Source organism: Zarconia navalis LEGE 11467, assembly GCF_015207075.1.
Classification (GTDB): Bacteria; Cyanobacteriota; Cyanobacteriia; order Cyanobacteriales; family Geitlerinemataceae; genus Zarconia; species Zarconia navalis.
The window spans coordinates 1-14,026 of sequence record NZ_JADEXN010000061.1 but is presented as its reverse complement, the minus strand read 5'-3'; the positions used below and the strand labels follow the sequence as shown (position 1 = coordinate 14,026).

Genomic DNA, 14,026 nt, shown 5'->3' with positions numbered 1-14,026 from the left:
GTAATATCTCGCGCGATCCAGATAACGGCATCTTCACACAGCGGTGAAATAGTGGCGGAAAACCACACCTCGTTTTCGCCTTCGTTTCGTGGAACGGGATGTTCCGATGGAATCGTCAAACGATATTCAATTTGAACCGGTTCTTTCGTACTCAAGGCTTTCCAGATATAACCGATAAAAGTTCGAGCCTGTTCCGAATCGAAGATATCGTGCAACGATCGACCGACTTCCCCGTGAGCGGCCCGGTAAGCAGGATCGGTTAGAGTTGGAGCAATTTTCAAGCAGTATCCTTGAGCGTCGATGGCGAGCATCACATCAGTGGTGGCGGCCAAATAGGCTTGAAACTCCGCATAGAGCGATTTTTGAGCGACGATCGCTCCTAACTGAGAACTGGCTGCCGACCAGAACCGGACAACCTGTCGCTGGTTGGGATGAGGCTTGATAACGAACAAGAGCGCGATCGCCAGTACGGTCGATTCCCGATCGCTCCGATTTTCAAAGAGAGGAATACCCAGGACAGCTTTGAATCCACATTCTCGCGCCAGGGGTTCTCGTAAATAGACTCGACCGGGTTCGGCCGCTAGATTCTCGATCCACTCCGATTGAAGCGTCGTCCAAACTTGTCCGGGTAATCCTTCTGAGGGTAAAAAGGTCAGCCCTTCGCTGAAGGCACGAAATTCCTCAATGGCGTTGCGAACGGCGATGGGTCGATCGGGTCGAATGTAATGAGCTGGATGGTTTTGCAGCGCCTGTCCGTCTCCACTGGGCACCCAGATTTCTCCGTAGTCCCACCCAACGCTCTGGCAGATTTGCACCAGGGTTATTTCTAGAGCGCTCTGGAGGTCTGGAGCGCTTTCAATGGCTCGGATGGTATCGAGTAACAATCGATCGAACGGCAAAACCGACAATTCACTCGTCTCTTCTGTACCCCGAGCGGCGATCGACTGACTTTCACCTTCGACGATCGGTGGAGGGTCTTCAGCTTGGCGACATGGACATTGCCGCTTCTTGGCTTTCGACCTTATTTCTCTGGGCGTTAAGGTTTGCCGAGCCACCAGAGAGACTAAAATGCTCGATATCGCCGCGAGTGCGGAAATATGCCCGACGCCAGTTAGGGACGATTGCCATCCTAGGGCAACATTTGCTTCGATCGACCGGGGGTTTTCCAATAGGATGGCAATAAAAATGACAATCGTATTAATAAAAACAGACCCGACAAGATTCCTAGAAATGCGAAGGGTCAATCGCTCGAATAAAGCTGTCAAACTCGCACGCACAAATTTTGTTTCCATAGAGGGTATAAGTTTTCGGTCGTTACCTGAATTCTGAAGGTCAAAAAAAACACGATAACTGCCGGGAGCATCTCATCAAGTTTTGCAAACTTACACCACCCAAAAACCGATACTGAAAAACCGTTAGACTTTACGATTTTCGGCAAGGTCAATATGAAAAACTGATTTAACCTCAGCAATCGTACTGGTTGAAGCTAAATTTTAATTTTAGTATACCGGAAATCCTTCAATTTCCCTGTAATTACACTGATACAATTGACCCCTCAAGAGTGCTCTGTTTCCCGGTTGCCACGGAGAAAAAAATGAGTTGTCATCGAACGACGGAGGAAAAAATACGTGTAATCTTCCATCTTTAGCCTTCTATTGGCGGCACGGAGAATCGAGAAGGCGTCTTGTGAATTCGATCGACGAGCACATGGACGCACCCGCATCTTTGTCGCACAGGTCTAATCAATTTTGCAGTGGCTATAACGACCGATGGTAAGAATATCGATCGCCAACCCTGGAAAGGGCAACAGCTCGCCAAGAGAAAATCCCGGTAGTCTCCCCCTAAAATGGGGGAGGCATGGCAGTGAATCGGGAGAGAAAACGAATTTGAGTGCAGATCGACTATTGGCTCTATCGGCGATCGGGCTAGTTTTTATCTTTGGCGCGGCAATCGGCAGCTTTCTCAACGTTGTCATCTACCGATTACCCGCCGGACGCTCCCTGCTGTGGCCCCCCTCTAGCTGCCCTCGCTGTTCCCATCGGCTAGGTGCGCGGGAAAACGTTCCAGTTCTGGGCTGGTTGTGGTTGCGGGGTCGGTGCGCCCACTGCCGCAGTCGGATTTCTATGCGCTACCCTTTGGTAGAAGCAGCAATGGGTTTACTATTTTGGCTGGTATTTGCCACCTACGGTTGGTCTCCCACCACGTGGGGATACTGGATCTTTTTTAGCTGGCTGCTGGCCTTAAGTGCGATCGATGTCGATACAAAGACCCTTCCGAACTCCCTAACGCAATCGGGACTCGTTCTCGGGGCGATCTTTCAAGTAGCCTTGGCTGGAGAAGTCGATGGAGAACCCACTCGTATCGAGGCGTTGATGGTGAGTATCGTTGGGGCCGTTATCGGAATTTGGGTGCTCGATATCATTTCCCTGGTGGGTTCGGTGATTCTCAGACAGACTGCCATGGGAGAAGGGGATGCCAAATTAATGGCGATGATGGGGGCTTGGTTGGGATGGAAATTGATGTTGCTTGCCGGATTCATCGGTTGTGCCATCGGTGCCTTCGCGGGCGGGGGAGCGATCGCGATGGGATGGCTCGGTCGTCGCCAACCGATGCCGTTCGGCCCGAGTCTGGCTTTGGGGGCTGGCATTGCCGCGATTTGGGGAGAATCGATTTTGTCTGCATACGTGAAGTTATTTTTCCCGGTCGCGTAACTTGATAGGATAGGTGTCAGTCGATCTGGTTAGTAAAGCATCAAAAATGATGAATGACGATCGAGCGAAAATGTCGGTCGCGCAACACCATTCCCATTCGTCAATATCGACTCGATCGCAGCTGTAAATTGCTGGTAGATAAGGAAACCCCAAACGTTATGTCTCTATTTGATTGGTTTGCAAATCGACAAAAATCGAACTCGAACGATCGAGATCGACACGAGCGAGATATTGCCGAGGGGCTGTGGACGAAGTGCGAAGCTTGTGGAGTTTTAACCTACACCAAAGATTTGCGTGCCAATCAAATGGTTTGCCCGGAGTGCAACCACCACCATCGGGTATTCTCCGACCAACGCATCGAGCAATTGATCGATGCGAAAACTTGGGTCCCCCTAAACGAGAAATTGCAACCTCAAGATCCGCTTCAGTTTCGAGATCGTAAAACTTATAGCGATCGCTTGCGAGAATATCAAGAAAAAACTCACCTCTTTGATGCCGTGCAAACGGGTTTGGGTAAACTTGATGGATTTGGGATCGTTCTGGCCGTGATGGACTTCCAGTTTATGGGCGGCAGCATGGGATCGGTGGTGGGAGAAAAGCTGACTCGCGCCATCGAACAAGCGACCCGGAAACGACTCCCGGCAATTATCGTCTGCGCCTCTGGCGGCGCGAGAATGCAAGAAGGAATGTTGAGCCTGATGCAAATGGCCAAAGTGTCGGCAGCCCTAGAGCGCCACCGCGCCGCACGGCTTCTATACGTCCCCGTCCTCACCCATCCCACCATGGGCGGCGTGACGGCTAGTTTTGCCATGCTCGGCGATATAATCATCGCCGAACCCCAGTCCACTATTGGGTTTGCCGGTCGTCGCGTCATCGAGCAGACCCTACGCCAAAAGCTGCCGGAGAACTTCCAATCGGCCGAAGACTTACTCACTCACGGCTTTGTCGATACGATCGTTCCCCGCACTCAGCTCAAGCCGACCCTCGCCCAGCTCATTCGCTTACACCAACCTCAAACGGTCGCGTCCCACGTCATTCCGTTACCCCAGACATCTTTACCTTTGAGTTCGACCGGAACGAAGCGATCGCATCGCTAGAAGAAAGTTGACGATTCATGGGGAAGTGGGGGAAGCCCGAACGAACGACGGACTATTAATTCGCACAGTCGTTATTCTCCCCATTAATCTGTTCCCCAAATCCCCCCGAACGGTATCAGGGATATCAATCTATCAGATAAGCGTGACTTTTCATGGTACTCTAATAACTTGTGAGAGGTTCTCACAATTTTTCAATCTCGCTATTCCATAAGGAAAAACCTCGGAAGGTTGCAAACAACCCAATGTCTTGTAACCGATCGACGGGATAGAAAGTTGCCACAATTCTAACCGATCGGGCAGTATTTGTGGTGAGGCGGAATCTGATGGTATCCGTCAAAAACGAAGCTCAATTCATAGCAAATGTTTTGAGCCACCATCATCATAACATCGACCGAAATATTGACTGGACTCTACCCGATCGCGGGCGCGATTTTTACCTCGTAGATCGGGATAGCCACAGCAAATTATACTTCCCGTTAAAAGAAGTAAAAAATATTAGATCGGCGAATCGAGTGAGTCTCGCTAGCGCAAGAGGCAAAAGCGAGCGTAGCGCTCCTAATCTCGTTAATATTAGGGCACTATATCGGACGATCGAGCCGAATTGATATCTGTGGCGATCGGAGTCGGCTTTAAGGCGATTTCATCCAAAAATATATCTGCCCATTACTAAACTAATCGAGAGGTTCAGCGCCTCTGTTTTAGAGACAGGGGATGGAAAACAACTCGGGCGGTTTTAACTAAACCTAAAGTGTAGAGGAAAACCATGTTTAAAAGATACATTTGGCTGGTGGTAGCCACTGTATTCTTGGCATTTCAAATTTTTATTGACAGTGCAATGGCGCTGGATTTAGACAAAGAAACCCGCACCGTTCTCTTGAACGATCGGGATGAAATGGTGACGTTGACTTTAAAAGAAGCCAAAAAGGGTCAAAAACTCTATGGTAGTATCTGCGCTCAATGTCATCCTGCCGGGAGAACGAAAACCAATCCGAACGTGCAATTAGACAAAAAGTCTCTCGCGTTCGCCACTCCCCGTCGCGATACCATTGAAGGCATCGTAGACTACCTCAAAAACCCCACAACTTACGATGGGGAAATCGATATTTCCGAATTCCATCCGGCGACATCGAGTGCGGATCTTTTTGGAGAAATGAGAAATCTTTCCGATGACGATTTGTATGCCATGGCCGGTCATATTCTCATTCAGCCGAAACTGCGCGGGATTGCCTGGGGTGGTGGTAAGGTTTACGATTGATCGTGAGTTTTTTGGGTTAAGTTTGGGGAAATAGCCAGTGCAATCGGCAATGCTCGGCGTTCTCTCCAAACCTAACGTCAAAGATCGAAACCTAACACCTTAGTATTAATGCTGCATCGATTTTTTTCATCTCGTCCCCTGCTTTTACTCTGTTCGGTATGGCTGGGGATTTGTTTATGGTGCTCCCCCGCACGAGCCGAAAGCATCGATCCTTACATCCGTCGCTATCTAGACGCAGCCCAACCCGTCCCCATCAAAGTTGATGAAACCGGGGAAACGCGAGACTTTTCAGCCATCGAGCTATCAAAAGGAAAACAGCGCTTCGACGACGGTTGTCTCTACTGTCATATTGGGGGATCGAACGTTCCAATTCCGCCAATTACCCTATCTGGAGAAAACTTGGCTGGGGCGACTCCTCCTCGGGACAATCTCAACGGGTTTGTTGCCTTCATGCGCGAACCCATGACTTACGACGGTGACGACTACAGTTCCTGGTGTCGCCAAGTGTCGGAAAACTGGATGTCGAGATCGGAACTTGAAGAAGTTGCCGCTTATGTCCTTCGGGCTGGGGAAAAAGTTTCTAGTTGGGGCAAGAAAGTTTACGAAGTCGAGTCTTAGGATGGGGAAAGGGAGGCTGCGGGATTAGCATTTCGGGAGAATTTTGAATTTTTTATTCTCTCTCCCATTTCTCCCAACCCTAAAACTAGCGGGGAAGTTGAAGGCGGTTCCAGGCTTCTTCGGCATCGGACAGCGCCTCTTCGACGCTTTTCTGATTTAACATCGCCCCCTGCAAATTGTCGTAGAGAATCTGCTGCAAGCGATCGACATCTTTTATTGGGGGAATTAAAACCTCGGCATCGGGCAATTGGCTGGCGCTGACAAGCCTTGCCACATCCACCGGTGAGGCATCGGAGGGGAGAGCGTTGAAATAGGGATCGTTGAGGGACGCTTGGGTAGAGGGTAGGGTATTGGTAAGTTTGGCAAATGCCAGTTGATTTTCGGGGTTGGTAATAAACAACGCCCAAGCAATTGCCGCCTCCGGTTTCTTGGTATTCCGAGGAACAACTAAATTCATCACCGCGACGCTTTTTTTTCCGGTTTTTCCGGTAATTTGGGGTGCCACCTCAGAAACATCCGCGATCGCCGGAGCATTTTGGGCGATCGTCCGCAGGAATTGCGGGCCCGAAGCCAAGAGAGCCACTTCCCCCGCCTGATAGAGTTCGATCGCCCGTCGATGACCTTGGGTCAGTGCTTCTCGGGGCAGAAGCCCTTGTCGGTACAAATCGACCCAATAGCGAAACGCAGCGTTTCCTTCTGGGGTATTGAATGCCGCGCGGCTCTTCGAGTCAATTAACTTAACCCCCATTTGAACCAAAGATTCCAAAACTTCCCCCGAATCTTCCGGGACGACGGTGGCAAAGAAGGCATATTTGCCCGTTTTCTCTTTCACCTGGCGGGCAAAACGCGCCAATTCCTCGTAGGTGGTGGGAGGCTCGAAAATTCCCGCCTCGCGCAAGATGTCTGTATTGTAGATGGTGATGCGAGTGGTGGCGTACCAGGGGATGCCAAAGGCGCGATCGTTCAAAATGCTCGCCTGCCAGAGAGCGGGCCAATATTGCTGGCGCAAGGCTTCGGGAACCCTTGCCCCGACATCCAGCCACGCATTGCGTCCGGCAAGCAGCGAGGCAAAGTTCGGATTCAGATTCACCACGTCGGGGGCCGTTCTTGCGGAAACGGCAGCGAGAATTTTCCGCTCCATCGCCGACCAAGGTACGTCGATCCAGGCAATTTTCGAGGTCGGACGATTGGCTTCAAAACGGGCGATCGCATCCTGGAAATACTCGGTAAACTGAGGTTGAAGCTGCATCGTCCAGAACTCGACGGTCGCATTTTCGACGGCGCGATCGATCGCGAAACCGCAGCTTGCCAGCACGCAGAGCATCAGTCCCAGAAGCAGCCGCAGTCCCCACCGTCGATCGCGTTCGAGTCGATTCATCGAGCCAGCCCCTTCCCATGAAATCGAGTAAACTGTTTTATCCTATCGCCGATCGAGTAAATCAACCGCTAAACTTATTGATATCCCTCTCGATCGCCCCTCGACTGAGTTTTCTCAAATCGATCGGGTAAGAGACGGGGCAAGTAGGTGTGGGAAAACTGCGAGCGATCGTATAATTCTTGGTACCGCAGGTGCTTATTTATGTCCGACTACTTATCCGATCGATATATTTTAAGGAACAGCCGTGGTTAACTTCGTTAAAAACCTGTTTTCCAAGTCAAAAAAGGGAATAGGCATCGAAATTGCGCCCGATCGCATCAACGTGATTCAACTGCAAAAGCAGCGTCAAAGTTTTAAAGTCGCACAATTTATCTCCGAAGAAGTGCCCGAAGGCATTTTCGAGGACGGTCAAATTATCGACCAACCGGCGATGGCGGAGTTGATCGATCGAATTTTGAGCCAAAATAAAATTAAAGCCAAAAACATCGCCACCGCCATTCCCGGACGGGAGTCGGTTACTCGCGTGGTTCCCGTCCCCGCCGAACTCAACGATGCTAATGAATTGCGCGACTACATCAACCAAGAGGCGGGACTCTATCTCCCCTTTCCCCGAGAAGAAGCTGATGTAGACTATCAAAAACTCGGTTCGGTTCTCGACGAAGACGATATCGAAAAGGTACAAGTCTTGCTGGTGGCCACCCGCAAAGAAATTACCGACAGCTACATCACCACGTTCCAAGAAGCTGGACTCGATCTCGATGTCATTGAAGTCACCAGTTTCTCCCTACTGCGTACCATCCAAGACAAGCTGCAACAGTTTACCCCTTCAGAAGCAGCCGTCCTTGCCGATTTGGAGTTCGATAGCACCGAAATTGCCGTGGTAGTAGATGGGGTTCCCCACTTCTCCCGCACCATCCCCATCGGCACCTTTCAAATTCAAAGTGCCCTGTCCCAAGCGATGAATTTGCCCCCTTCTCGCAATACCGAACTCCTTCAGGGGATGACGATCCCCGTGACTAGTAACGATGGGATGACCATGGGTACAATGGGAGGGACGAATCCCGGAACCACTGCGATGGTAAGAGTCTTAGGAGAACTAGCCGACGAAATCCGCCGTTCGATCGATTTTTACCTCAACCAAAGCGACGGTTTGGAGGTGGCACAGCTCTTTCTCGCCGGGCCGGGCAGTTCCATCGGACAACTTGACGAATTTTTCTTCCAAAGGTTGAGCTTGCCCACCAGCCAAGTCGATCCTATCGAGAGTTTGGGAATCGATGTCGATGAAGAGATGATGCCATCATCGCACCGGGCTGGATTGGGAATCGCATTGGGTCTAGGAATGCGGGAGGTGTAAGTCACAGATCGGAAAAAAACGATTTTGGGTTCTGAGATTTCTGACTTTGGGAACTTTGAAATACCCTGAAAATCTCAAATCTACAATCTCAAATCTACAATCTAGAATCTAGAGTGGACTTATGTACAGCATAGATATCAATTTTCTCAACGATCGAGAGCCACTTCCCGAAACTGGGGGGCGAGAAAGCTCCAGACCCCCACTCGAAATTCCCGGTAAAGCCGCTTTAATTGCCGGTGGTGGCGTGGCTGTAGCGTTTCTACTTGCCACGGCCGGTGCTTGGGTGTATTTCGAGAAAGTTCAAGTTCCAAAACTCGAAGCCGAAAAGCAAAAGCTCGAAAACGATCTCGGGGTGGTGGCCGCCAGCGAACAGAGGCTGCTACAGATTAGAACGGAAACGGACTTAGTTGAAAAGCAGACCGAGGCTCTCGGCAGCGTCTTCAACTACATTAAGCCTTGGTCGGCTCTGATGCAGGATATGCGCGATCGCATCCCCCCCGGAGTTCGCATCAGCACCGTCGAACAGCTCGAAGATGAAACCCAAGCCGCTGTGGATCCTGAAGCCCCACCATCCGCACCTCCTCCCTCGAGATTGGAAATTAAGGGCTACGCCAAATCGTTTAATGACGTGAACGACTTTACGATCGTTCTTCAGCGTTCGTCGTTCTTGCAGGGTTCCCAAACTCGTCTGCTCGAAGCGACCTTGGTGGACAATCCCAACCAGGAAATTCAAGCTTCGGAAGACCGATTTGAAGGGGAACTCAAGCAGGTGGTGGAATATACAATTTCCACCCAACTCAGTTCGACCCCAGCAACGGAACTTTTGCCCGAACTCCAACGCAAAGGCGCTCAAGGGCTGGTCGATAGAATTAAAACACTTCAGCAAAGAGGAGTTATTTAATCGTGGCATACGATGAATTTGACGCGGAAGAACAAGAAGCCCCAGGGTTTGTCCTATTTGGTATCACCCTCTCTCCCCCCGTGCTGGCGATGCTGCTGGCGGCCGCCGGTTTGGGGTTGTCGGTTTGGCTGGGTCTGAATTACGTCAAACCCGCCATGGAAAAGAGCGCAACCTTAAACGAAGAGATTAAATCTCTCAACGATAAATTGGCGCGTCAAAGCGAGATCGAAGAGCAGATCGAAGATGCCCAGGCAAAGCTCGACGAAGCCAAACTGGTGCAAGGCGACGTGCAGCAAATGTTCAGCAATCCCAATAACCTGGACACATTACTACTCGATCTCAACCAGCAAATCGAACGTCGAAATCCCCAGCTCACCGCCGATGTCATTCGGTCTCAACTGCAAGAACGGGGCTGTCCCGCCTACGTGGTGAATAACTACCCGCAAATCGAAGATCGCGCTGAGGGATTTTTCGCCCAGTCCAAGCTGACTAAGTTTGAGCCGCAAGTTCCCCAGACAAGTGCCTCTGACGGTTACGAGTTGGTGAATGACGGTTCGTTGGGAGTGAATGCCAACAATCAAGTCAAGCGCCAAGTTTATAATGTGGAACTCGAAGGAAACTTCGATCGCGCTCGGTTGATTTTAATTCAGCTCGAGAAGCTACAGCCTTTACTGCGAGTTGTGAATATGAAGGCTGAAGTATCATCACCGGCGGTTTTGTTGACTTCCCAAGGGCCGCTTTCCACCTGCCAGCCGGAAACGAAGCTGACCATGTCGTTTCAACTTCAAGCGCTTTTACCTCTGACCCAAGAGGAGTTAGAAGCAATGATGGCACCACCGGCTGAGGGTGAAGGGGAAGAAGAGCAGAACTAATAGAAGGCACGATCCCCGATCGTTTGACTGGTCGGGTGGGCAAGATGTCGTGACGTTCGAGAATTGTCCGACCCACCCGATTTTAGTCATTCTCCTTCTCGATCTCTATTCCCGATTTCAATGCTTTCTCTCTTCGTTAACATCCAGCGCCTTCGATTTTGCGAGCTGACGGTCAGACCGACTCAGTGCTGAGTGTTTAAGTCATTTTAGGTTTTCCCGTACCCGAACTTGTTCTAAAAATCGATCGATGAGATCGAAATAGTTCTTATCTCCCATGACCGAGGCAACATCGTTATGACCGGCATTGGGGATGAGATGAAGCTGTTTGGGGGCTGATGTCGCTGCATAGAGTTCTTCACTCATATAGGCGGGAACGACATCATCTTCTTGACCGTGAATAAACAAAATTGGCATTGATAGCGATCGCACTTTTTCGATTGAATTAAACTCGTGATACAGTAAAAAATTCAAAGGAAACAGCGAATAAAGTTTGCGACTATTGGCTGTTTCTAAAATTGAGGTAAAAGAGCATTGAACGATTAAACCGGCAATATTTTGATTGCGAGTTGCGGTTTCGATCGCGATCGCCCCTCCCAAAGAATGACCGTATAAAAAAATGCGATCGGGGTCAATTCCTCGATCTCGAATTAAATAATTTAAAGCGGTTTCGGCATCTTCATACACTCGCGACTCGTTCGGATGCGGTCCCGTACTCTTTCCGTACCCCCGATAATCAATTAATAAGACCGAAAACCCTAACTTATGAAAGCGTTCCGCTTGATAAAGATTGACACCGATATTACCGCCGTTACCGTGAAGGTAAAGAAGGACGTGAGAATTGTCCGACTGATTCGTTGCTGGTATCCACCAACTATGAATTTTTTCGACTTTACTAGGAGAACTTGAAGAAACGGGTAGCCAAATATCCTCATAGTCGAGTTGCAATTCCCTTGGGGTTACAGTCACTTCCGATGACGGAACGAAAATTAATCGCTGCTGAAAAAGCAGAAAAAAGAGGCAAATACCTCCATATATCGTTACTAGTAGCAGCACGACATATACTGGCCACTTAGACCCATTGAGTAGCGAAATTGGCATTATCCTCAATTGAAGTTGTAGTGTTGGGCTAACAATCTATTCATTGTGCGGTGAGTTGAATTCTTGTCACAAACCACCCTATGCAGAGGTACGAGAAATATAAATTGAGATGGGCGATGGCTCAGCTCGAACCCTGCATATCTTCTGTTCGATTATCCAGATCGCTCAACTTACTAAAATCGGTTTTTTTTGGTGCCAGGGAGTCGACTGCTCGTAGGCATAAGCCACTTCAAATAAAGTAGACTCCTGAAGAAGATTCCCAATGAGTTGCATCCCAATAGGCAATCCTCGCTCGTCGAAACCGCAAGGTACGCTCAATGCCGGTAAACCCGCCAGATTCACGGGAATCGTCATCAAGTCTAACAGATACATACTCAACGGATCGTCAGCTTTTTCTCCCTGGGTAAAGGCGGTGGTTGGAGAGGTTGGACTCACCAAGATATCCGCTTGAGCGAATGCTTTCTCGAAATCTCGTTTGATTAGGGTGCGGACTTTTTGCGCTTTCAGGTAGTAGGCATCGTAGTACCCGGCAGAGAGAGCGTAAGTCCCGATGGTAATCCGACGTTTCACTTCTGCCCCAAAACCGCGAGCGCGGGTTTTGCCGTACATCGTTAATAGATTATCCGCATCGGGGACGCGCATCCCATACTTAACCCCATCGTAGCGCGCTAGGTTGGCTGATGCTTCAGAGGGAGCCAGAACGTAGTAGGCGGGCACGCCGTAGCGGAAAGTGGGGCAGGATACCACCTGTACCTGGGCACCCAATTCTTGCAATTTCTCGATCGCCGCTTTGACTGCATTCTCAACGCCCGGCTCTAATCCTTCTCCGAAGGTTTCTTGAATCACCCCAATTCTCAAGCGACCTTTGGGACGCAAATTGGGCTTCAAGCAATCCAAGTAGTTGGGAATTTCAGTCTTGATGCTCGTTGCATCCTTCGGATCGTATCCGGCGATCGCTTCGAGCAAAATTGCAGCATCCTCGACGGTTCGACCGAAAGGCCCGATCTGATCCAAGGACGAGGCAAAAGCCACCAGTCCGTAACGGGACACCAACCCATAGGTGGGTTTCATCCCCACCACACCGCAAAAAGAAGCCGGTTGGCGAATCGATCCTCCGGTATCGGAGCCGAGGGCAGCAACACACTCCTCCGCCGCGACGGCAGCAGCCGAGCCTCCCGACGATCCCCCCGGTACTCGCGTCACATCCCAAGGGTTAGCTGTGGTTTGATAGGCCGAGTTCTCCGTAGAACTGCCCATGGCAAACTCATCGAGGTTAGTTTTGCCAATAATAACGGCACCAGCAGCGGCGAGCTTTTCAACGACGGTGGCGTTATAAGGGGGTACGAAATTCTCTAGAATGCGAGAAGCGCAGGTGGTGGGAACCCCCTGAGTACAAAGATTGTCCTTCAAAGCAACGGGAATGCCTTCGAGCGGTCCAATTTCTTCCCCGGCGGCGATTTTGGCATCCACGCGACGAGCCTGCTCCAGAGCCGCCTCGGCTCCTATCCAAAGAAAGCTTTTTAATTTCGGCTCTAGCACCTCTAGACGCGCGAGAGCTTCTTGGGTAATTTCTACGGCCGATCGTTCTTTACTTACAAGTTGCTGGTGTAGTTTGCGGATGGATGCCATGCACGAACCTCTACTCGACTTTTAATTCTACATCCTTAAGTTCATTTGACATTCCCTAGACTCGTGGAACGTCAAGATGATTTCGAGGGATACAATTGCGGGAGCGTTTTACACTCGCCATCGGAGCCAGACGCTCCCACTGACATCCTTACAATTCCAACTCGCTCGAATACCTAGTCCCGATCGGAATTCTGGGTTTGTCCGGCGAACCGGACATTTTTCCATCCAACTCAGGAATACTGTATTCCGTCCCTGGCAATCCACGCCCCGATACCCGGATGACTGACCCGGTCTCGAGTTGTGGTAGAAAAGACTGTGCCCGGTGGCTGCCCGCAAGCTTTGAGGAAGTCCGCTTCCACGTTTTCCTACGACCTACGGTACGTTTGTCTGGGTGTTTTAGCTTCTTCTAGAATCAGTGCAAGTCAATGGCTGACTTAGTGTTTCAAGAGAGAATGCCATATCCCGGCGTGCTTTTCTTTTTTTGACCGATGGTGTGGATTTTTTCTGAATGTATCTGTTGGCTTATCAACGGATTTTCAACCTGAACGCTAGAACTATATCGTATCACCGACACTCCCCGCGATAAATACGTTTAGATTAATACCGGGAGTCGCTCACCCAACGACTTACCCATTTTGTAAAGTATCCATTTCCTTGGCCACCAGTCGCAAAATCTGCTCGATAGCCGGGAGCACCTCCAGCTGCTGCGGTGAAAGATGGGTATTTGTGTGGCGATCGCTGTACTGTCGAATCTCATAGAGTCTTTTATGCAGTTGCTGGGCCGTCATCAGGGCCTCGCGACTCAAGTCAGCGATTTTCTGTTGTTGGTAGAATTTCAGGGCTGCACCTCGCAAAACTTGCAGCGTTCCTTCTTCACCGCAATCCCCTCGTTTGACTCGAAAACGCAGTAACAGTTGGTCTTGTTGGTAGCGTCGTTCGATTTCGACCTGCTTGGCATGTTTGACGGGAATCAAAGGCAATCCCATCAATCGTTTCAACTCGTTGATGGTGCCTTGAAATACCGGTAACCGAAGATCTTCTAAGACGGACTGGAGCATCCCATCCTGGCTCCAGAGAACCCTTCCACACTCAGCTTGCCGCTCGAAATACAAC

Annotated in this window: 11 protein-coding genes and 1 pseudogene; 7 read left to right on the top strand and 5 right to left on the bottom strand. The window is 50.2% G+C overall.

The window, feature by feature from the left end; genetic code table 11:
* Positions 1–1,292, bottom strand: a 1,292-nt coding sequence (locus tag IQ235_RS05185) for a PAS domain-containing protein (RefSeq protein WP_264320432.1), incomplete at its 3' end; no start/stop codon positions are given.
* 594 nt (positions 1,293–1,886) lie between these two features.
* Between IQ235_RS05185 and IQ235_RS05180 the strand changes: the two genes are divergently transcribed.
* The 4 genes from IQ235_RS05180 (at position 1,887) to psbV2 (ending at position 5,681) form a co-directional block, all read left to right on the top strand.
* Positions 1,887–2,711: a prepilin peptidase gene (locus tag IQ235_RS05180; protein WP_264320431.1), complete on the top strand. Its 825-nt coding sequence runs from the start codon at positions 1,887–1,889 to the stop codon at positions 2,709–2,711.
* A 158-nt stretch (positions 2,712–2,869) separates the two neighbouring features.
* Complete coding sequence (gene accD, locus IQ235_RS05175; protein WP_264320433.1) at positions 2,870–3,808, top strand: acetyl-CoA carboxylase, carboxyltransferase subunit beta; 939 nt, start codon at positions 2,870–2,872, stop codon at positions 3,806–3,808.
* Between the two features lie 763 nt (positions 3,809–4,571).
* Positions 4,572–5,063, top strand: a complete 492-nt coding sequence (gene psbV, locus IQ235_RS05170; protein WP_264320430.1) for a photosystem II cytochrome c-550 — start codon at positions 4,572–4,574, stop codon at positions 5,061–5,063.
* A gap of 108 nt (positions 5,064–5,171) precedes the next feature.
* Complete coding sequence (gene psbV2 / locus IQ235_RS05165) at positions 5,172–5,681, top strand: photosystem II cytochrome PsbV2 (RefSeq protein ID WP_264320429.1); 510 nt, start codon at positions 5,172–5,174, stop codon at positions 5,679–5,681.
* Between the two features lie 85 nt (positions 5,682–5,766).
* Here the strand turns inward: psbV2 and IQ235_RS05160 are convergent, their stop codons facing one another.
* Entirely contained in the window at positions 5,767–7,059 is a 1,293-nt protein-coding gene (locus tag IQ235_RS05160) for an ABC transporter substrate-binding protein (protein WP_264320428.1), read from the bottom strand.
* A 244-nt stretch (positions 7,060–7,303) separates the two neighbouring features.
* On the opposite strand from IQ235_RS05160, the gene pilM reads away from it, so the two are divergent.
* The 3 genes from pilM (at position 7,304) to IQ235_RS05145 (ending at position 10,186) form a co-directional block, all read left to right on the top strand.
* On the top strand, positions 7,304–8,413 hold the full coding sequence (gene pilM, locus IQ235_RS05155) for a type IV pilus assembly protein PilM (RefSeq protein WP_264320427.1): 1,110 nt from the start codon (positions 7,304–7,306) through the stop codon (positions 8,411–8,413).
* 121 nt (positions 8,414–8,534) lie between these two features.
* A complete protein-coding gene (locus IQ235_RS05150) occupies positions 8,535–9,314 on the top strand; it encodes a PilN domain-containing protein (RefSeq protein ID WP_264320426.1) in 780 nt (259 codons plus the stop codon).
* A 2-nt stretch (positions 9,315–9,316) separates the two neighbouring features.
* Positions 9,317–10,186, top strand: coding sequence for a hypothetical protein (locus tag IQ235_RS05145; protein WP_264320425.1), 870 nt, complete (start codon positions 9,317–9,319; stop codon positions 10,184–10,186).
* 201 nt (positions 10,187–10,387) lie between these two features.
* On the opposite strand, the gene IQ235_RS05140 is transcribed toward IQ235_RS05145, so the two are convergent.
* From IQ235_RS05140 to IQ235_RS05130, 3 genes and pseudogenes are all read right to left on the bottom strand, one after another.
* A complete protein-coding gene (locus IQ235_RS05140; RefSeq protein WP_264320424.1) occupies positions 10,388–11,152 on the bottom strand; it encodes an alpha/beta hydrolase in 765 nt (254 codons plus the stop codon).
* Positions 11,153–11,449: 297 nt separating this feature from the next.
* Complete coding sequence (gatA, locus tag IQ235_RS05135) at positions 11,450–12,913, bottom strand: Asp-tRNA(Asn)/Glu-tRNA(Gln) amidotransferase subunit GatA (protein ID WP_264320423.1); 1,464 nt, start codon at positions 12,911–12,913, stop codon at positions 11,450–11,452.
* Between the two features lie 626 nt (positions 12,914–13,539).
* A pseudogene (locus IQ235_RS05130) lies at positions 13,540–14,026 on the bottom strand (GspE/PulE/PilB domain-containing protein); the annotation flags it as partial.

Coding starts and splice junctions, on each gene's coding strand:
- accD (WP_264320433.1), top strand. CDS start 2,870: ATGTCTCTATTTGATTGGTTTGCAAATCGACAAAAATCGAACTCGAAC.
- psbV (WP_264320430.1), top strand. CDS start 4,572: ATGTTTAAAAGATACATTTGGCTGGTGGTAGCCACTGTATTCTTGGCA.
- psbV2 (WP_264320429.1), top strand. CDS start 5,172: ATGCTGCATCGATTTTTTTCATCTCGTCCCCTGCTTTTACTCTGTTCG.
- IQ235_RS05160 (WP_264320428.1), bottom strand. CDS start 7,059: ATGAATCGACTCGAACGCGATCGACGGTGGGGACTGCGGCTGCTTCTG.
- IQ235_RS05150 (WP_264320426.1), top strand. CDS start 8,535: ATGTACAGCATAGATATCAATTTTCTCAACGATCGAGAGCCACTTCCC.
- gatA (WP_264320423.1), bottom strand. CDS start 12,913: ATGGCATCCATCCGCAAACTACACCAGCAACTTGTAAGTAAAGAACGA.